The following is a 21,411-nucleotide window of genomic DNA, read 5'->3' as shown; positions in this document are numbered from 1 at the left end:
AGTTCATATGAGAAAAGTCCTTATGTTCCTGCTTCTTTTTACGGGAACGGCTTTTATGGTTTTCATATTTAACCTGCTTTTGTACGCCTTTTGGCCGGCGTACCACGATGCAGTGTCCGCTTCGGTCACCGATTCTATGACTGAAACGGCAGACAGAAGTATTCCGGTGGTTACTCCCCAGATGGTAAAAGAGGAGTCTCCTGTACCAGAGGTAGTTCCGGAGGAGACAGTGGTTCAGAGTTTTGCAGATGAGCAAGTGGCACTTTCACCGGAAGCTACGGATGATACAGCTAGTGAACCAGAGCTGGTCATCGTGGATAAGCAGTACCATGAGGACTGCGGAACAGGTAAAGGATACTGGGTAATAACCTATTCAGACGGCAGTACTGAAATAGAATAATAGAAAAAAATACAAAATGACAACACTCTGTTTTTAGAAAACGTTTCCGGAAGGAAAAAGTGCACAAAACAGAGTGTTTTCTTTTGTCCAAAAGCGACAAATAGACCTAAAATATAAAAGGATTTCTAAGATACAAAGAAGTATTCTCTATGTTTTTGCACAAATGCCATTGCTATAATTCTCATTGTAAACAAACGTTGGGGCTCTAATTCACGTGCGCCTCAACACATTATCTTTAAGGAGGATGAAATAAATGAAAAAGAAATTGGTAAGTCTTTTAACAGTTTCTGCAATGACAATGTCTATGCTTGTTGGATGCGGACAGGGTGCTGCAGAGACAGCTGCAACTGAGGTAGCAGAGACAGCTACAGAGGTAGCAGAGACAGCTACAGATGTAGCAGAGACAGCTGCAACTGAGGTAGCAGAGACAGCAGGAAGCGCTGATCTTGCAGACAAGAAGGTTGGTGTTTGTATCTATCAGTTCGCTGATAACTTCATGACACTGTTCAGAACAGAGCTTGAGAACTATCTCATTTCTCAGGGATTCTCAAAGGATAACATCACAATCGTAGATGGTGCTAACGACCAGGCTACACAGACAAACCAGATCCAGAACTTCATCACACAGGGTGTTGATGTACTTATCATCAACCCAGTTAACTCTTCATCTGCTGCTACAATCACAGATCTCGTAGTTGGCGCTGATATCCCTCTTGTTTATATCAACCGTGAGCCTGATGCTGACGAGGAAGCAAGATGGCAGTCAAACAGCTGGAACGTAACATACGTTGGATGTGACGCTCGTCAGTCTGGAACAATGCAGGGTGAGATCATCGTTGACCTTGGTCAGGATAAAGTAGACCTTAACGGCGATGGCAAGATCCAGTACATCATGATCGAGGGTGACCCTGAGAACGTTGATGCTCAGTACAGAACAGAGTTCTCAGTTAAGGCTCTTGAGGATGCTGGTTGGACAGTTGATTGCCTTGATGATCAGGTAGGTAACTGGGATCAGGCTACAGCTCAGCAGCTTGTTGCTAACTCACTTTCAGCTCATCCTGAGACAGAAGTAGTATTCTGCAACAACGATGCTATGGCTCTTGGTGCTCTTCAGTCAATCGAGGCAGCTGGACGTAAGGTTGGCGAGGACATCTACCTTGTAGGTGTTGACGCTCTTACAGAGGCTCTTGAGGACGTACTTGCTGGAACAATGACAGGTACAGTATTCAACGATCACATCGCTCAGTCACATGGTGCAGCTGATGCAGCTATCAACTACATCACAGGTGCTGGCAACGAGTACTACATCGGATGTGACTACGTAAAGGTTACAACTGAGAACGCTCAGTCAGTATTAGACTCTCTTAAATAATTTGAGTGATATAGGGATTCAAAGTCATATGATGTCATGCTTGCATGATACATCAGATGACCTTGAAGACCGAACATACATGAGGAAGTAGCGCGGCAGTGCGGATTCCGAATGCATGTAGGATTGCGAGAGTGCAGCGGAGCAATCCGTATATCACTCTCATCCAAAATGTTTAGATGATATGGTGCGGGAGCACTTAAGCTCCCGCATTCTTTATGGAAGAAAAGGGGACACGATATGGCATCAGAGTACAAATTGGAACTACGGGGCGTATCCAAGTCCTTTCCCGGTGTAAAGGCACTGGATAACGTACAATTGGCAGTTAGGCCCGGTACCGTCCATGCACTTATGGGAGAGAACGGAGCCGGTAAATCAACACTTATGAAGTGTCTTTTCGGTATTTACAAGATGGATGCCGGAGAGATCTATATAGACGGAGAAAAGACAACAATCGACAATCCTGATGAGGCTATGAAAAAAGGTATAGCCATGGTACATCAGGAATTACAGCCGGTTCTTGCAAGAAGCGTTGGAGAGAATATGTTCCTTGGAAGATTCCCGGTAAAGAAATTTGGTCCATTACAAGTAATTGACCACAAGACAATGTACGAAGAAACAGAGAAGTGGCTCAAGGAAGTTAACATGGATTTCGATCCTAAGGCCCAGCTGGACACATTGTCCATCGGACAGATGCAGTCAGTAGAAATTGCTAAGGCAGTTTCTCATGATGCGAAGGTTATCATCTTTGACGAGCCTACATCTTCTCTTTCAGATAGTGAAGTAGAAGCGCTGTTCAGGATCATGGAAATGCTCAGAAATAAGGGCGTTGCAATGATCTATATCTCACACAAGATGGATGAGATCAAGCGTATTGCAGATGATGTTACTATCATGCGTGATGGTACTTACATCGGAACATGGCCTGCAAAAGACCTTACAATCGACGATATCATCGCTAAGATGGTAGGTCGTGAGCTTACAAATATTTATCCTGCAAAAGACAGAACTCCGGGTGAAGTGGTTATGGAAGTAAATGGACTTTCATCTATCCACGAGAAATCCTTCCAGGATGTAACCTTCAACTTAAGAAAGGGTGAGATCCTTGGATTTGGCGGACTGGTAGGTGCTCAGAGAACTGAGCTTATGGAAGGTCTTTTCGGAATCAGAAATCTGTCAGCAGGTGAGATCAAGATCCACGGAAAACAGGTTAAGATCAAGAATCCTAAGGATGCAATGAATGCAGGAATAGGAATGATCACCGAGGACAGAAGAGGAAACGGTATCTTCGGATGTCTTTCAATTAAGGATAACGTAGGCGTTTCCGTTTACAACAAATACCTGAAAGCAGGATTTGTTCTTAATCACAAAGCAATTAACAAGGTTGTTGATGACAGTATTGAGAAGCTCAGCATCAAGACACCAAGCATGCAGGAGCACATCTCCAACCTTTCAGGTGGTAACCAGCAGAAGGTTATCGTATCAAGATGGCTTGCCAATGATCCTGATATTCTTATAATGGATGAGCCTACAAGAGGTATCGACGTAGGAGCCAAGCATGAGATTTACGAGATCATGACAGACCTTGCCAAGCAGGGTAAGGCAATCATAATGATATCCTCAGAAATGGCAGAGCTTCTGGGAATGTCAGATCGAATTTACGTAATGTGTAACGGTAAACTACGAGGCGAAATAACTGAAGAGAGCGACATGACCCAGGAGAAGGTTATGAGCTACGCTACTCAGTTCTAATATGGGAATAGGAGAGGAAAAATGGTTAAAACAAAGCAGCAAAAAGCAGCAGATTTTCTTATAAATAACGGTGTTATCATCGTTATGTTCATCCTGGTTATTTACACAGGTATCACAAACGACAGGTTCCTTACATCAAACAACCTGTTCAACATTCTTATGAATATGAGTTCCAGACTGGTTATCGCCCTTGGTATCGCAGGATGCGTTATCACAGCAGGTTGTGACCTTTCAGCCGGACGTATGATCGGTTTTGCAGCATGTATCGCAGGTACACTTCTTCAGAAGATTGACTACTCAGGAAAGTTCTTCCCTGATATGCAGCCACTTAACATCTTCGTTGCACTTCTTATCGTCCTGGCAATCACAGGAGCTTTCGGTGCAGTAACAGGATTCTTCATTGCATTCCTTCACGTACCTCCATTCATCGCTACACTTGCTATGATGGAAATCGTTTATGGACTTGCACTTATCTACACAGGAGCTACTCCTCTTGGTGGATACACAACTCAGTACACAAACATCGCAACAGGTAAGTTCCTTGGAATCAGCTATCTGATCTGGATCGCAATCCTGGTAGCAGCTATCACATGGTTCATCTTCAACATGACTCGTCATGGTAAGTACATGTATGCAATCGGTGGAAACCCACAGGCTGCAGAGGTTGCCGGTGTTCCTGTTCGTCTCACAATGGTTCTTATCTACATGAAGGCTGCTATGATGTATGGTCTTGCAGGTTTCATGCTTGGTGCTAAGGCCGGTGGTGCATCAGTTAACCTTGGTCTTGGATATGAGATGGAAGCTATCGCTGCCTGCACAATCGGTGGTGTATCAGTAACAGGTGGACGTGGTAAGGTTTCATCAGCTATCATCGGTGTTGCCGTATTCGAGCTTTTGAAGGCAGCTCTTCAGTATCTTGGTGTAGATGCTAACGCACAGTACATTTTCATCGGACTGGTTATCTTCGTAGCTATCTCACTTGATATCCGTAAGTACGTAGCAAAGAAGTAATAATAAAAAATTTATATCTTTTTGAAGAGACATGGCTATGCTATGTCTCTTTTTTAGTGTAATATTTGATAGGACAATTGTGGAAACTATTTTTGGAGGTAAATATATATGCAGAAATGGGCGAGACTTAACTATCAACCTTCTTTGCCGTTATATGGCGCAGACAGGGTGACCGGAAGCAGGAAGCACATTGAGATTTCCGGAAACGCTGCAAGGGAAGGTATAGTTCTTTTGAAGAATGACGGAGTACTTCCCCTTAGCAAGGATAAGAAACTGGTTCTTCTTGGAAAGGCATCTGTAGAATACGTAAAGGGTGGCGGCGGATCAGGTGATGTTTACTGTGAGTACATCCACTCTCTTTACGATGGCCTTAAGAGCAGGGGCATCAGTGTCTTTGAAAAGCTTGTTGACTTATATAAAGAAGATATAGAAAAGCAGCATGAGATGGGAAGAGTCCCCGGAATGACTGCTGAGCCTGTCCTTTCTGATGATATGGTGAAGGAAGCTGCCCAGTTTTCGGACACAGCACTTTTCGTAATAAACAGATTCTCCGGCGAGGGGTGGGATAGAAGTGACATTGAGACCAACTGGGAGTTCAATCCCTGGCCTAAGTCCAAGAGCATGCCTGAGCTGTCAAAAGAGATATTCCCTGAGGGAGACTACTATCTGACTCCCAATGAGAAAAAGCTCCTTGATACAGCAATGACAAACTTTGATAAGGTCATTGTAATGCTCAACATCGGCGGAATAGTAGACTGCAGCTTTATCAGGGACAATGACAAGGTGAATGCAGCTGTATACATGTGCCAGGGCGGTATGGAAGGCGGAGATGCAGCAGCAGACGTGCTTCTTGGAAATGTAAATCCATCAGGAAGACTCTCTGACACCTTCGCAGGTAGGCTCACTGATTATCCTTCTACTGAAGGCTATCATGAGTCCTTCGACTATGTTGAATATAATGAGGATATCTATGTTGGATATCGCTACTTCGAGACTGTTCCCGGAGCTAAGGATAAGGTTATCTATCCCTTTGGCTTTGGACTTTCATATACTAAGTTTGATATAGAAGTCCTAGAGGGAAAAGAGATACCGGACATCCATGGTGGTGCTACTGATCCAACAGGTACCTGTGGTGGATTTGAGTTCAAGGTTAAGGTTACCAACACCGGTTCTGTAGCAGGAAAAGAGGTAGTTCAGCTCTACTACAAGGCTCCTGCCGGAAAGCTTGGAAAGCCTTCAAGAGCCCTTGGCGATTTTGAAAAGACAAAGGCACTTAAGCCCGGTGAAAGCCAGGAGCTTACTTTAAAAGTGTCCAAGTACGCCATGAGCTCTTTTGACGATCTTGGAAAGGTAAAGGATGCAGCTTACGTACTGGAGGCAGGATGTTATGAGTTCTTCGTTGGCGAGAACGTAAGAGATGCAGCCAAAGTTTCTTTTGAATGGAATAATGCTGAGGATATCACAGTCCTTCAGCTTAGCCACAAGGTTACACCAAATGAACTTACAAAGAGAATGCTTGCAGATGGCAGCTACGAGGAGCTTCCAAAGGGCGAGCACAGAGACATTAACGAGTCTGTCATTGAGAAGATGGAGCCTGGCACAGAAGAGGCTCTTACTCCTGCAATCAGGGCAGAGAAAGGTCATTACTTCCCATATCCTGTAAAGCAGGATGTGATTCCATTTACAGATGTGGCAGAAGGAAAACACACAGTAAAAGAGTTTATGGCTCAGCTTTCAGATGATGAGCTGATGTTCCTGGTTGGTGGACAGCCAAACACCGGTGTTGGTAACGTATTTGGTATGGGTAACATGCCTGAGTATGGTGTTCCGAACGCAGTTACAGCTGATGGCCCTGCTGGTGTCAGAATCCTTCCTGAGACAGGAATTGTTACTACAGCATTCCCATGTGCAACGCTTATTGCCTGCACCTGGAATAAGGAGATTGCTGAGGATATCGGATTTGCAGGAGGAGAGGAGCTTAAGGAGAACAACCTTTGCGTATGGCTCACACCTGCCATCAATATCCACAGAAATCCTATGTGCGGAAGAAACTTTGAGTACTACTCAGAGGATCCATATCTGACAGGACGTATGGCAGCTGCCATGGTAAGAGGAATCCAGAGAAATCATGTAGGTGCCAGCGTTAAGCACTTTGCCTGCAACAACAAGGAGACCAACAGAAAGCACAGCGACTCAAGGGTTTCAGAGAGAGCACTTCGTGAGATCTACCTTAAGGCCTTTGAGATGATAGTTCATGAGTCAGACCCTTACACCATCATGTCTTCCTACAATGCAATCAACGGCTACAGAGCTTCTGAGTGTGGGGACCTTCTTAAGGGAATATTGCGCGATGAGTGGGGCTATAAGGGAATGGTCACATCAGACTGGTGGACCAGAGGCGAGCACTACAAGGAAGTTAAGGCAGGCAATGACCTTAAGATGGCCTGTGGCTTCCCGGAGCGCCTTAGAAAGGCCATGGATATGGGCGAGCTTAACAGGGCAGATCTTGAGTTCTGCGCTGAGCATATACTTAATACTCTTTTAAAATTTGACTAATGACAGGGTGAGGAATAAACAAATGAGCGGATACAAGTTTATTGATGATCACGGTTCTTTTTCCATGAAGGACCCACAGCACACCAGCGGCCTTTACCTACCGGTATCGGGAAATGCAGGCCTTAGAAGTGCTGTAGCACCGGACTTTGGCGGAGATGCCAAGCTGGATCAGAACCATTTTCTGATTGCACCAAAGAGTATTTCAAATCTTCACGCTGACAGGGATACAAGGAATTTCTTCTGTGTATTTGATGATGGGATCTGGTCAGCCTGTGGAGCATCTGCAATCCAGGAGGCAGAGAGGTTCACTGATAAAGAGGATGAGGTTACCCTTGAAGCCGGACGTATGTGGCAGAGCGTAACAAGAAAGCCTATGGACGGCAGAATTACAGCCAAGGTTACAATCTTCTCACTTCTTGATGTGGCATCAGAGGTGATGAGCGTCAGCCTGTCAAATGAAAGCGGCGCCGAAATTTCTTTTACCCCGGTGGCAGCTGTGCCTGTATATGGCAGAAGTGCTGATAATTTAAGGGATCACAGACATGTAACTTCTCTGCTTCACAGGGCCTATGCCTGCGAGAGAGGTGTTGTTGTAAAGCCTACACTTTCTTTTGATGAGAGAGGTCATCAGATCAACGATACAGCTTACTTTGTCTTTGGCTCTGATGCCCAGGGAAATTGTCCTGAGACTATAATCGCAGATGCAGATCTTTTCGTGGGCGAGGGCGGAACCTTCACAAGACCGGGAAGCATCATTAAGGGCCACAGCGGCGAAGGCTCCTGGCAGAAGGCACCTTTTGAGACTGATGGAAAAGAGATGATCGGAGCCCTGAAGTTCAAACAGGTTACCTTAAAGCCCGGCGAGAGTGTTTCCTATCAGATCGCAATCGGTGCAACTTTGATAGGAAAAGAGACTCCTTTTGGCGCAAGGTACATGAAGGAGCTTGAGAGCGAAGATGTTAAAAAAGCTTTAGGTGTGATCACCTCCGCAGACAAGACTCTTGCTGAACTTGAGAGCATTAATAATTACTGGAACAACCTTACTAATATACATGTTAAGACCGGCGATAAGAGCTTTGACAGCTTTATGGAATGGATCGCATTCCAGCCACAGCTTCGCAGGATCTATGGCTGTTCATTCCTTCCGCATCACGACTATGGCCGCGGCGGAAGAGGCTGGAGAGACCTTTGGCAGGATTGTCTTGCACTTCTTCTTACAGACCCTGACGGGGTAAGGAAGATGATCCTTGATAACTTCAAGGGTGTGAGACTTGACGGAACAAATGCAACCATCATCGGTGATAAGCCAGGTGAGTTCAAGGCTGACAGAAATGGAATCCCCAGAGTATGGATGGATCATGGCTTCTGGCCATTCCTTACACTTAAGCTTTATATGGATCAGACAGGAGATCTGGAGATCCTTTCTGAGACTGCTACCTACTTTAAGGATGCCCTTGCCTGCAGAGCAGAAAAGAGGGATGACAGATATGATGAGAAGGATGGCGTAGTTCAGAAGGACGAAGCCGGCGCAGAGTATCAGGGAAGCGTTTTGGAACACCTTCTTATTGAGAACCTGACAGCCTTCTACGATGTGGGAGATAACGGAGAGATAAGACTTCGCGGCGCTGACTGGAACGATGCTCTGGATATGGCTACACACAAGGGTGAGAGCGTTGCCTTTACCTGTGGGTACGCAGGAAGCCTTAAGGACATAGCCGAGTACCTTAGAAAGTATGCTAAAAAGGCCGGTGTAAGCACCTGTGCTATGGCTGGTGAGATCAGGAAGCTCATCTTCACAGATGACAGTAAAGTTCTTGGAAATCCTGAGGGACGCCGTGGTCTTCTTATGGAGTACATGGACAGCGTATCTCACAGCTTAAGCGGTAAAAAGGAAGAGTACAACATCGAGGAGATTGCTGAAGCTCTTGAGAATAAGTCCCAGATCCTTATGGATAGAATCAGGGAAAAAGAGTGGGTAACCGACTCTGAAGGCAACGGCTGGTTCAACGGATACTATGATGACAATGGTGACAGGGTAGAGGGTGAGTTTGATACTCCTGACGGAAAGAACGTCAGAATGATGCTTACTGGCCAGGTATTCTCTGTTATGTCAGGAACTGCAACCACTGAGAATGTTAAAGAGATCATAAAGAGTACTGATAAGCACCTCTATGTAAAGGAGATTGGCGGATATCGTCTCAATACAGATTTCAAGGCTCTTAGAACAGACCTTGGAAGAATGTTTGGATTCTCCTATGGTGACAAAGAGAACGGCGCAGTATTCTCCCACATGGCAGTTATGTTTGGTAATGCCCTCTTTAAGAGAGGCTTTGCTAAGGAAGGTTACAAGGCTCTTTCTTCACTTTATGACCTTGCTATGAACTTTGAGGTCAGCAGGATCTATCCCGGAGTTCCGGAATACTTTAACGGAGACGGAAGAGGGTTGTACAACTATCTTACCGGAGCAGCCAGCTGGTACCTTATGACTGTTGTTACTGAGAACTTCGGTGTAAGAGGAAATGCTGGAGACCTGTGCATTGAGCCAAAGCTTCTTTTGCAGCAGTTTGATGAAAAGGGCGAGGCTACAATCCTTCTTCCATTCAGGGGAAAGAACTTCGAAGTTGTATATAAGAACGGGGCTAAGAAGAACTTTGGCGCTTATGAGATTGACGGAGTTTCAATTGATGGAGAGGCTTTGACAGGCTTTGACAAGAACGCAGCAGTGATCGCAGCAGAAAAGATTGATGGACTTAGCGGTGCTGAGCACAGGATTGAAGTGACTCTTAAGTAAAATATACATATATAAACTTATTATAATTGTCGAGGAGTTAGTAGATTATGAAGACTACAACAGTACAGGATACTATCAAAGGATATGGCAAGAAGAGTCCCTTTGCCAGCTTTCTTCCGGGAATTGCAGGTGTTAAGGGAACACCTATCTGGTGCTACTACGTCAACAGGGGACAGGCAGTTGTAAGCTTTGGCGTTCAGGACAAGGACCACAGCATCATGGAGTTCTATCCTGCCCACACAGCTTATCAGAATGTAAGCCGTACAGGCTTCAGGACCTTTATCAAGGAAGACGGAGTGGTCTATGAGCCCTTCAAAAAGCCCAAAAATTCCAGTACCATGGAGATCCACATGAACGCTCTTTTCATAGAGGAGAGTTCTAAAAAGCATGGACTTAATACAAGGGTCAGCTACACCACACTTCCCGGGGAGGAAATTGGTGCGCTGATGAGAATTGTGACCATCACCAATACCTCAGATAAGAAGAGAACCTTAGAGATTCTGGATGGAATGCCTGCTCTTATCCCATATGGCTGCCATATCGATGTTATGAAGAACATGGTCCAGACCACCAAGGCTTATATGCAGGTTGAGGACGCTGATAAGAAGAGGCCTTTCTTCAGAGTTAGATTTTCCATGGAAGATTCTGCTGTAGTAAAAAAGGTTGCAGGCGGTAACTTCGCTATAGCAGGAGATGACAAGGGAAGGCTCCTTGACACCATCGTTGATCCCGGCCTTGTCTTTGACTATGACCTTTCACTTTCAGAGGCAGTGGGATTTGAGGAGAGAAGCTTTGAGGCCCTTGTAAAGGCTCACCAGAATGTATCCAACGAGTTCCCTTCATGCTTCTTTGCAGATAAGAGAGAGCTGGCTCCCGGAAAGAGCATGACTCTTTATGAACTCATTGGCCAGGTTAGAAGCAAGGACATCTTTGATGAATTCCTCACCAGAGATATTGATGGGAAGTTCTTTGAGGATAAGCTTAAGGAAGCTGAGAAACTCACAGACAAGCTGACAGATGCAGTTGCCACAAAGACTGCCAACAAGGTCTTTGACGACTATTGCAGATATAACTATATGGACAACGTTTTAAGGGGAGGCACACCAATAGATCTTCCCGGCGGACATACCTTCTATGTATATTCCAGAAAGCATGGAGATCTTGAGAGAGATTACAACTACTTCTCCATGTCTCCGGAGTTCTATTCACAGGGTAATGGTAACTTCAGAGATGTTAACCAGAACAGAAGGTGCGATACTTTCTTTAGTCCCATTGTTCAGAACGAGAACATCAAGAGATTTTATAACCTCATCCAGATGGACGGTTACAACCCTCTCAAGATTGAGCAGCTGACCTTTACTGCTCCTGAAAGTGCCCTTAAGGGACTTGAGCTTAAGCAGCCATTTACTCCCGGACAGATGATCTCCGCTATTAAGGATTCTAACAGAGGTATCTCTGATAAGGATATGGATAAGAAATTCAAGGCTGTGATGGAGGAGGCATCTGAGACCATCAACGGCGACTTTGGTGAGGGTTACTGGTCAGATCACTGGGATTACAACCTTGACCTCATCGAGGACTTCTTGGAGGTTTATCCTGACAAGGAAAAAGAGCTGCTTCTTGATACAAAGGTTAAGTCCTTTGAGGCAAAGGTTAAGATCCTTCCAAGAGCAAAGAGATATGAGGAGACAGAAGGAGGACTTCGTCAGTACAACTATCTTGTAAATAGAGATAACGCTCAGAAGGCCGGATGCTTTGAGACCTATAAGAATGGTCAGGATATCGAGATGAATCTCATGTCAAAGCTTTTCCTTATGAGCACCTGCAAGTTCGCAGCAATTGATGCTGAGGGCATGGGCGTTGAGATGGAAGGTGGAAAGCCAGGCTGGTACGATGCCCTTAACGGTATGCCTGGAATGTTCGGCTCATCTATGAACGAGACCTATGAGCTTCTTAGAATGATCAGATTCACAAAGGACGCTCTTTCGAAGTTTGGCGGAGACATCGTTCTTCCAGCAGAGTCTGTGGATTTTGCAAAAGAGCTTAAGACCATCGAAATGTCTTTTGCCTCTGATATGGATGCATGGAATAAGAGAAACGATGCTAAGGAGAGCTACAGAAGTAAGGTTTATGACAAGCTTTCCGGTGAAACTAAGGTGATCACTGCAGCAGATGCAATTGAGATCCTGGGCCTTATGGCAAAGAGACTGGAGGCTGGTGTTTCAAAGGCCTTCGACCTTGGAAAGGGTATCTCTCCTGCATACTTTACCTATGACGTTCCTGAGTATGACAAGAGCGCAGAGGGCATTATGCCAAAAAGCTTCAAGGTTCAGATGGTACCTTACTTCCTTGAGGGACCTGTAAGATTCTTCAAGCTTGAGAACACCTATGAAGAGAAGAAAAAGATCTATGACAGAGTTAAGGCAAGCGACCTGTACGACAAGAGCCTGTCAATGTACAAGGTAAATGCTTCCCTTGAGAACGCAAGCTTTGAGCTTGGAAGATGTAAGTCCTTTACTCCCGGATGGCTTGAGAATGAGTCAATCTGGCTCCACATGGAGTACAAGTACCTTCTTGAGCTCATCAGAAGCGGACTTTACAAGGAGTTCTTTGAGGACTTCAAGGACCAGGCAATTCCTTTCCTTGACAAGGAGGAGTACGGCAGAAGCACCCTGGAGAATTCTTCCTTCATTGCCAGCAGTAAGAACCCCAACAGTGATATCCACGGAAAGGGCTTTGTTGCAAGACTTTCAGGATCAACCATTGAGTTTATCAGCATGTGGAAGCTCATGTTCTTTGGAAAGAGCATCTTCAGCCTGGCAGATGGCAAGCTTGCCTTCACTCCACAGCCTGCAATCCCTGAGTATCTCATCATGGAGGAAAAGGGCAAGTACACAGTGGAGAGCACTCTTTTATCAAATACAAAGCTCACCTACGTGATGGATGCCAAGAAGGATGTTATCCCAGGCAAGTATGAGATAGGGGAGATCACCGTAAAGTTCGAAAAGGGTGATTCCAAGACCTTCGACAAAGGCGTAGTTACCGGAAAGGACGCTGAAGCAATAAGAGACGGTAAGGCTAAGAGCATTACTGTGAAGATAAAGGTTAAATAATTCATGAAACGTAACTATAAATTCACCATAAGCTATGACGGAACCAGATATTACGGCTGGGAAAAACAGGTAACCCAGGATATGACTATCCAGGGAAAGCTTGAGACATTGCTTTCAAGGATGACGAATGCCCCTGAGGATAAGCCGGTAACTGTTATAGGTGCAGGAAGGACTGACTCAGGAGTTCATGCCAGGGCAACGGTGGCCAATGCTTTTCTTGACACAGACATGACTGAGGAAGAGATCCAGGATTACATGAATGAGTATCTTCCTGATGACATCAGCGTAAATGAGGTCAGGGTATGCTCGGACAGATTTCATGCCAGGTTCAATGCTATTGGAAAGACCTATCGCTACACATGCTGGGTAGGAGCTTCAAAGCCTGTTTTTGACAGGAAATATGTGACTATTCTTGAGAAAAAGCCGGATGTGGAACTAATGGAACAGGCTGCAAAGTACCTTGAAGGAACCCACGATTTCAAGAGCTTTTGCGGTAATAAAAAGATGAAGAAGTCCACAGTAAGGTGCGTGGATACGATCAAGATTGAGGAAAGTGGTAATTATATCAGGTTCTACTATCATGGCAACGGCTTTCTTCAGAACATGGTGAGGATCATGACAGGTACTCTTTTGGAAGTGGGCTACGGAAACATTAAGCCTGAAGAAATGAAGGACATCCTTGAGGCCCTGGACCGTTCAAAAGCAGGTCCCATGGCAAGACCTGAAGGCCTTTGCATGATGAAGGTAGATTACTAAGGATCCCGGACCTTGTTGCCACCTGTGCAGAAAGGTTCGTATAAAGTATTATGTTGAGTAAAGAAATAATGCAGGAGGTATGGATCCATGGGAGAGATTTTAAACAGAAAACTTGAAGAGCTTAAGCTCACGGAGGAAGCTCTTGAACAGGTAAGCGGCGGAAGAAAAAGCAGTAATCCGGATACAACACAGCAGCCACAGCAGGTCTTAGAGATTAAGTGTTCCTGTGGCAATAACATCAGGTTTACAGGAAAAGCAAAGAGCGTAAGATGCAAATACTGCGGAGAGGTGCACAAATTCTATGGCTGAACAAAACAAGATTTCTTTTTCCAGCGACTATACAAAAGGGGCGCATCCCAAGATACTGGAGCGCCTGATTGAGACCAATATGGAGCAGCAGGATGGCTATGGCACTGACAAATACTGCAAAAGTGCCGCAGAGAAGATAAAGAAAGCCTGCGACTGTCCTGATGCTGACGTGTTCTTCCTTGCGGGCGGAACCCAGACAAATCAGACTATTATTGATATGCTGCTTGAGCCCTACGAGGGTGTGGTGGCAGCCAGGACAGGACATGTGGCAGCTCATGAGGCAGGAGCCATTGAGTTTTCAGGGCATAAGGTGCTTACCCTTCCTGAAGAAGCAGGAAAAATAAATGCCACAGATCTGAAGGTGCTTCTTATGGACTTTTATGAAGACGGAAATCATGAGCACATGGTCTTCCCCGGTGCTGTGTACATTTCTTTTCCTACTGAGTATGGAACCCTTTATTCAAAGGCAGAACTGACAGCTATTTCAGAGGTGTGCGAAGAATTTGAGATACCTCTTTTTATCGATGGTGCCAGAATGGGATATGGTCTCATGAGTAAAGAGGCTGATGTGACTCTTTCCGATATTGCCGGCCTATGCGATGTTTTCTATATAGGCGGAACCAAGGTGGGAGCGCTGTTTGGAGAAGCAGTGGTTTTCACTAAGGGTGCACCTACAAGACATCCAATTCCGATAATTAAGCAGCATGGAGCGCTTCTTGCAAAGGGATGGCTTCTTGGACTTCAGTTCGATACTCTTTTTACAGATGATCTGTACTTTAAGATAAGCAAAAACGCCATAGATATGGCCGAGATCCTTAAGGATAACCTCGTTAAGCGCGGTTATAAGATTTACATCGATTCTCCAACCAATCAGCAGTTCATAGTTCTTGAGAACGAGAAATTAAAAGAGCTGTCAAAGCATGTGGGATACGGCTTCTGGGAGAAGGTTGACGAAGATCACACTGCCATAAGACTTGCAACTGACTGGGCAACAACTGAAGCTGATATAGAGGAACTGATGAAATATCTTCCGGGCAAATAATGAAAAAACCATAAAGCATGGCACAAGGATTGACGATATATTATAATATAGTATACGATAAAAAGCCTTGCTTTTAGGGAGATTTGCCTGATGGATACGCTCTTAGTAGGCAATACAGCATATTTTACAAAGGATACATTGGAGACTGCATTTGCAAATGATGCAGTTGTTATTTGTGATGAGCTTTGTGATGCCTACAGGGATGGAAACATCACTTACTTTAAGCAGCCCATAATGAGTGACAAATTTAAAAGACTCTTTGATACCTATGGTTTTCAAAGAGTCATTTTTATGTCCAAAACACTGTGCAAAAACACCAATGAAATCGGTGAAATGGATGAGCTCAGGCGCGTCTTTTCTCTTAGCCAGAAGCATTCCGTAAAGCAGTTTTTGTATATAGTTTCTGACGAAGCGCTTGTTGACGTTGATAACAGCGATTCGATCATTTTCAGCTCCACGGCAAACATCTGTAAATACTATGCAGAAACCTACCATATCGACGTGAAGATCGTTTACAGCCCTTACCTTATGGGAATAAGCAACAAGAACGACTACTGGTGCAAGATCTTAAAGCAGGTTGAAAACAAGGAGTGGGTAGAGATCAAATCCCTGGAAGATGAGAAGGCATACTTTTTAAAGATGCCTGATCTTGCAGAGTTTTTGTCCCGCCTTTTTGACGACTGGACAATTGACGAAGACAGGAAGAGCTCTTTTGAAGAAATATATCTAAAAAGCGGTGGCAGGACAACCTATGGCGAGATAAGGAAGGTTATCCTGGACTTTTATCCGGAAGCCCATATTGCACTTACAAAGTCCGGTATCAAGGGAAAGATCGAACATGGTGAAGATAAGGCCAGGACCACCTATGGCTGGTATGCAAAGCAGGACGCCTGCTGGGATTTTGAAGGCTTTATCAGAGATTACCAGAAAGAGTATCATCAAAAGCCCAGTATCAGCCAGAGAATAAGGGAAAGATTAAAGCTAAACCGCACACCTTTCATGATCCTGGAGCTGATCGCAGGTGTGGCATTTGTAGAAGTTTATAACTACCTTGCCAACGGTAGCGTACAGTTCAAGATGATCGACGTAAGGATGCTTTTTGTCATACTTATGTCGCTTGTATATGGAACGAAGATTGGCGCCCTGACTGCTATTATAGAAATCCTTTCCCTGATAGTGGCATATTATTTCGAGGGCACCAATGCGCTACTTTTATTCTATGATCCAGGAAACTGGGTGGCATTTATTCTTCTGATGGTTGCAGCTGCAGTCTGTGGTTACATCAAGCAAAAGACTGAAGAGGACATGGCTTTTGTCAATGAAGACAATGAGACCTTAAAGGACGAAAACTCTTTTATCACCCAGCTCTATCAGGAGGCCATGGATTACAAGAATCAGTATAAGGCTGATCTTATCGGCAGTAGAGACGGCTTTGGACGTATCTTCGATGTTGTTAAAAAGCTGAGTACTACAGTGCCTGAGGAGATCTTTGCTGAATCCATTCCGGTTATGGAGGACGTACTGAATAATAAGTCCATCGCCATATACACCATAAACGATTCCAAGGCCCGATTTGCAAGACTTAACGTGTGCTCAGAGCAGATGAACCAGGTGCTGAAAAAATCCATCAATCTGGATGAGTACAGAAGCGTCATTGAGTGTCTTCAGGAAAATGATATCTGGTTTAACAACGATGTCCGGGAAGGATATCCAACCTATGTGGCAGGTATCAAAAACGATGGTCTTGTAACGGTTCTTATCATGATCTACCAGGTGGAGTATCTGCAGATCAGCACCTATTATTCAAACCTTATCCGCATCCTCAGCGGCCTTATGGAGAACTTCATCATTAAGGCATGGGAGTACCAGCAGGCTGTGGCTGCCAAGACCTTTATCGAAGGAACAGGTATTACCAAGACAGAATACTTCATCCAACAGTTCACGATCCAGAAAGAAATGATGGACAACAAGCTCACAAGCTTCAGACTCATCAGGATCAAACCTGAGGGCAGGAGCCTTGGTGAAATAGATGATATGTTCCAGTCCAAGATTAGAAACAACGACATTGTGGGACTTGGAAGTGATGGAAATGTTTACCTCCTTGCTGCTCAGGTTGATGAAAGCAGTGAAGGAATAGTACTTAAGAGATTCAGAGATATGGGTCTTACCTGTGACATTGTGGAGAAAGTTTCATGATTGCCCTGATTATCATTCTAGTCCATTTCTTCATAGTTGCACTTTCCTATCTCCTGATGAGACTGCATGTTTTGCGCATTGATAAGCAGATGCTTGTCATTATCGCCTGCATTCCCATCTGGGGCCTGATTAGTGCGCTTATAGTCAGCTTCCTTATAAGGACGGACAGAGTTGGGCGAAACACCAAGGATCTGGAAGTTATGCACAGCAATATGGAAGCCGGAGAGACTATCGTTGTTGAGGCTCCGGAAAGCGCCAACGTAGTGCCTTTGCAGGATGCCCTTATGATGAATGATTCTGCCACCAAGAGATCTGTTATGCTGGACGTTCTCATGAGCGACACAAAAGATTACCTGCCAGTTATTAACGAGGCAAGAATGAATGATGACGTTGAAGTTGTTCACTATGCAACTACTGCAATGGTGGAGCTTTCCAAGGAATATGAACTAAGACTTCAGGAGTACAGCACCGAGTACGCACTTGATCCTGAAAAAGAAGGACTTCTTGATAAGTACATTACTTTCCTGGAACAGTACGTCTCCAGCAACATGATCCAGGGACAGCTCCTTGAGATCCAGAAAAATACCCTGCAGCAGCTCTTGATGGAAAAGGTCAGCAGAGACCCCAATCCGGAAATATTTGAAAAGCTGATACTGGCTCTTTTATCCTCAAGACAGCTGTCTATCGCTGACGAGGCAATCAACAGGATGGAGGAACTGTTCCCTGAGGATGACAAGACCTTCAAGCTCCGTTTCAGATACTGCTATATGACAGGAGCCGGATCAAAGATCAGGGAAATGGTGAATCAGGTCAATAACAGCGGAAGATATTACTCCAAGGAAATCCGTGATATGGTCAGCCTTTGGGATGATCACAAGAAGGAGAGCAGTGCATGAAGAATAAGAGATTTCGCGAGCTCATTGCCATCGCGATAGGCTTTATCCTCATCTTCGCGGTGCTCCTTGTAGAAAGAATCGGAATCATGTATGAAGAGACTGCGTCTGAGGTTGCACTTCTTACAGATGACAACATCACTCATATGAAGGAGAGTAAGAGGGAAAAGACATGCCTCCTGCTCTGGCAGTCAGGTGATGTGGCAAGCGAAAAGGCCTACAGAATCTACGATCAGATTCTCATAGATATGAGAGTTCCCTACGAGAGCGTGGATATTGACGAAGATCATGAGGATATTGAAACACTCATAAAACAGTATAAAGATATAGTGCTGGCTACAGGAAATCTGGAGGAAATAGGTGAAGATATCCTGACTCTTACAAACTGGGTAGGAAATGGAGGCAGGCTTCTTCTTGGGGTTCCGCCATACAAAGGAGATATCTTTAATTTTGTTTCCGGGAAACTGGGAATACTGAGCTGTGCTGATGAATATGCCCTGGTGGAGGAATTTATTTCCGATGAGAACTTCATGCTGGGAGCCCAGATGTCATACCCAATAATTGATGGCTATGAGTCAGCCCTGTCCGTAGTTTTGGATTCCAAGGCCAAGGTCTATGCCCATACCAAGGAAAAGAATGTTCCTCTGGTATGGGCAAGAAACTACAAGGATGGGCGCTTTGTGGTCTGCAACTTTGGCTACACAGAAAAGGCCTACAGAGGGATTTATTCAAGTGCCTACACCCTTTTGGATGATGTGTTTATCTATCCTGTTATCAACGCCTCGGTGTTTTACCTGGACGATTTTCCATCTCCTGTTCCGGCGGGAAATGGCGAGTATGTAAAAAGAGATTACAACATGGGAATAGCTGAGTTCTATTCCAGAGTGTGGTGGCCTGATATGTTGTCCATGGCCAAGGACCACGACATTAAGTACACAGGACTTATCATAGAGACCTATCAGGATAAGACCAGCGGTGAACTTCCCGCCAATAACAGCACTTCAAATTATTACTACTACGGAAATATGCTGCTAAACCAGGGAGGCGAACTGGGCTATCACGGCTACAATCACCAACCCCTGTGCCTTGATAACTTTGAATACAAACAGGATCTTGGCTACAGGACCTGGGAAAACTATGAGGTGATGAATGAGTCTATAAAAGAACTTATCCGATTCTCCTCCAGTATTTTCCCCGGCCAGGAGATGAGCGTATATGTGCCGCCCTCAGATGTCCTTTCTGATGAGGGACGAAGAATGCTTGGTGTGGATTTTCCACAGATCAAGTGTATCGCTAGTATTTACCTGGAAGGCCAGGACGAATACGTGCAGGAGTTTTCAGTTGCTGAGGATGGAATTGTGGAGACACCCCGTGTGGTTTCCGGATGTATCCTTGATGACTACATGAAGATAACGGCCCTTGGAGAGCTCAATCTTCATTTCATAAGCTCCCACTTCATGCATCCCGATGACCTTCTGGATGAGGACAGAGGCGCGGACATCGGATGGGAAGTTCTAAAGGGCAGACTTAATGACTATATGACCTGGGTTGATGAATCTGGAAAAGAAATAAGACACCTTAAGGGATCTGAAGTGGCAGGAGCTGTCCAGAGATATGTAAATCTGATTCCGGATTATACCGTGGAAGACAACAGCATATCTCTTTCCAGTAAAGGAATCATCGACAGCTGCTATTACCTGATCCGCGACAATGACGGGACTATAGAGAACGCTTATGGTGGTGAACTGGTAAAGCTGAATGATACTCTTTATCTCTTAAAGGCTCAGGCTCAAAGGGTGACTATGATCAGGGGTGTGCAGGAATGAGAATATGCCTTATTTTGGAGGGAAGCTATCCCTACACCTTTGGTGGTGTTTCCTCCTGGATGCACAATTACATAAAGGCAATGCCCCAGCACGAATTTGTTCTGTGGGTAATAGGGGCAAAATCTGCAGACAGAGGCGTGTTCAAGTACGAGCTTCCTGAAAATGTGTCGGAGATCCATGAGGTTTTCCTGGATGAAGCACTTACCATAAAGGCCAATAAAAGAGACAGATTCAAACTAAACGATGCAGAAAAAGAGACACTGAAGAAATTCATCGACTGTGAAAAGCCCGACTGGGACATCCTTTTTGACATGTTCCAGAGCAAAAATTACAACCCGGCAAGCTTTCTTATGAGTGAAAATTTTCTGGATGTCTTAACGGACCTTTGCAGAGAAAAGTACCCTTACGTGGCATTTGCTGATACCTTCCACACCATCAGATCTATGCTCCTTCCTGTGCTTCACATCATAAAGAGCAAGGTCCCGGAAGCAGAGGTTTATCACACCATCTGCACCGGCTATGGAGGGCTTTTGGCAGCCCTTGCCCATTACGTAACAGGTAAGCATGTAATCCTTACTGAGCACGGCATCTACTCAAGAGAAAGAGAAGAGGAGATCATAAGAGCCAGGTGGGTTACGCCGGCATTTAAAAGACACTGGATAAGATTCTTTTACATGCTCTCAGATGCAATATATAAAAGAGCTACCTTCATCACCTGCCTTTTTGGAAATGCAGGAAAGATCCAGATGGAGCTGGGGGCAGCTCCGGAAAAGTGCAAAGTTATCCCCAACGGGATCCACTATGACAAGTTCTGCGACATTCCGCTGAAGGAAGAGGATGGATATGTGGATATAGCTGCGGTTATCAGACTTGCACCCATTAAAGATGTTAAGACTCTGATATACGCCTTTAACGAGCTTTGTGGCATGAGGAAAAACGCAAGGCTTCATATCCTTGGGGGAACGGATGACGAGGAATACGCCAAGGAGTGCTATGACCTGGTGAAGAGCCTGGGGCTTAAGGATGTGCTCTTTGTGGGACAGGTGAATGTTATAGAGTACATGAGAAAAATAGATTTCACTATCCTCACCAGTATCTCAGAAGGTCAGCCTCTGTCGGTACTTGAGTCCTTCGCTGCAAGAAGGCCGGCTGTAACAACGGACGTTGGCTGTTGCAGACAGCTGATAGATGGTGAAGAGGGGGATTTTTTCGGAACTGCAGGCTTTTGCGTTCCACCAATGCACAGAGAAGGTCTTGCAAATGCAATGGACAAGCTCTGTCACAGCAGGGAACTTCGGGAGGAAATGGGAGAGATTGGCCGGATGCGGGTGGAGAAGTACTTTAAGCACCCCGACATGATAAAGAGATATGCATCGCTCTATGAGGGTATCTGATAT

14 protein-coding genes are annotated in these 21,411 nt (G+C 45.0%); all 14 read left to right on the top strand.

The annotated features are described in order from the left end of the window. Window positions 1-7 precede the first annotated feature (7 nt). Window positions 8-400: a hypothetical protein gene (locus BO18_RS02980; protein ID WP_034443474.1), complete on the top strand. Its 393-nt coding sequence runs from the start codon at window positions 8-10 to the stop codon at window positions 398-400. 253 nt (window positions 401-653) lie between these two features. Next, window positions 654-1,772, top strand: a complete 1,119-nt coding sequence (locus BO18_RS02975; protein WP_034443472.1) for a galactose ABC transporter substrate-binding protein — start codon at window positions 654-656, stop codon at window positions 1,770-1,772. 237 nt (window positions 1,773-2,009) lie between these two features. After that, on the top strand, window positions 2,010-3,521 hold the full coding sequence (locus tag BO18_RS02970; RefSeq protein ID WP_034443469.1) for a sugar ABC transporter ATP-binding protein: 1,512 nt from the start codon (window positions 2,010-2,012) through the stop codon (window positions 3,519-3,521). Window positions 3,522-3,542: 21 nt separating this feature from the next. After that, window positions 3,543-4,532, top strand: a complete 990-nt coding sequence (locus tag BO18_RS02965) for a galactose/methyl galactoside ABC transporter permease MglC (protein WP_034443467.1) — start codon at window positions 3,543-3,545, stop codon at window positions 4,530-4,532. 108 nt (window positions 4,533-4,640) lie between these two features. Then, window positions 4,641-7,088, top strand: a complete 2,448-nt coding sequence (locus tag BO18_RS02960) for a glycoside hydrolase family 3 protein (RefSeq protein ID WP_034443465.1) — start codon at window positions 4,641-4,643, stop codon at window positions 7,086-7,088. A 22-nt stretch (window positions 7,089-7,110) separates the two neighbouring features. Then, the gene (locus BO18_RS02955; protein WP_034443463.1) at window positions 7,111-9,879 is read left to right on the top strand and encodes a GH36-type glycosyl hydrolase domain-containing protein; all 2,769 of its coding nucleotides are present in this window, start codon (window positions 7,111-7,113) and stop codon (window positions 9,877-9,879) included. A 47-nt stretch (window positions 9,880-9,926) separates the two neighbouring features. Next, window positions 9,927-12,992 (top strand): hypothetical protein, encoded by a 3,066-nt coding sequence (locus BO18_RS02950; protein WP_034443461.1) that lies wholly within the window; start codon window positions 9,927-9,929, stop codon window positions 12,990-12,992. Window positions 12,993-12,995: 3 nt separating this feature from the next. Then, window positions 12,996-13,748 (top strand): tRNA pseudouridine(38-40) synthase TruA, encoded by a 753-nt coding sequence (truA, locus tag BO18_RS02945; RefSeq protein ID WP_034443459.1) that lies wholly within the window; start codon window positions 12,996-12,998, stop codon window positions 13,746-13,748. Window positions 13,749-13,835: 87 nt separating this feature from the next. Further along, a complete protein-coding gene (locus tag BO18_RS02940) occupies window positions 13,836-14,057 on the top strand; it encodes a hypothetical protein (RefSeq protein WP_034443457.1) in 222 nt (73 codons plus the stop codon). Then, the gene (locus tag BO18_RS02935) at window positions 14,050-15,099 is read left to right on the top strand and encodes a threonine aldolase family protein (protein WP_034443455.1); all 1,050 of its coding nucleotides are present in this window, start codon (window positions 14,050-14,052) and stop codon (window positions 15,097-15,099) included. Before BO18_RS02940 ends, BO18_RS02935 begins: the two co-directional genes overlap by 8 nt. Window positions 15,100-15,189: 90 nt before the next feature. Further along, a complete protein-coding gene (locus BO18_RS02930; protein ID WP_034443453.1) occupies window positions 15,190-17,295 on the top strand; it encodes a DUF4118 domain-containing protein in 2,106 nt (701 codons plus the stop codon). After that, on the top strand, window positions 17,292-18,191 hold the full coding sequence (locus BO18_RS02925; RefSeq protein ID WP_034443451.1) for a hypothetical protein: 900 nt from the start codon (window positions 17,292-17,294) through the stop codon (window positions 18,189-18,191). Before BO18_RS02930 ends, BO18_RS02925 begins: the two co-directional genes overlap by 4 nt. Continuing rightward, complete coding sequence (locus tag BO18_RS02920; RefSeq protein WP_034443449.1) at window positions 18,188-20,014, top strand: DUF2194 domain-containing protein; 1,827 nt, start codon at window positions 18,188-18,190, stop codon at window positions 20,012-20,014. Before BO18_RS02925 ends, BO18_RS02920 begins: the two co-directional genes overlap by 4 nt. Further along, window positions 20,011-21,408: a GT4 family glycosyltransferase PelF gene (pelF, locus tag BO18_RS02915; RefSeq protein ID WP_034443447.1), complete on the top strand. Its 1,398-nt coding sequence runs from the start codon at window positions 20,011-20,013 to the stop codon at window positions 21,406-21,408. Before BO18_RS02920 ends, pelF begins: the two co-directional genes overlap by 4 nt. The last annotated feature ends 3 nt before the right edge of the window (window positions 21,409-21,411 follow it).

The sequence above is a fragment of the Butyrivibrio sp. AE2032 genome, assembly GCF_000702965.1.
The sequence above is the reverse complement of the archived record's forward strand: the minus strand, read 5'-3'. Positions and strand labels throughout refer to the sequence as shown.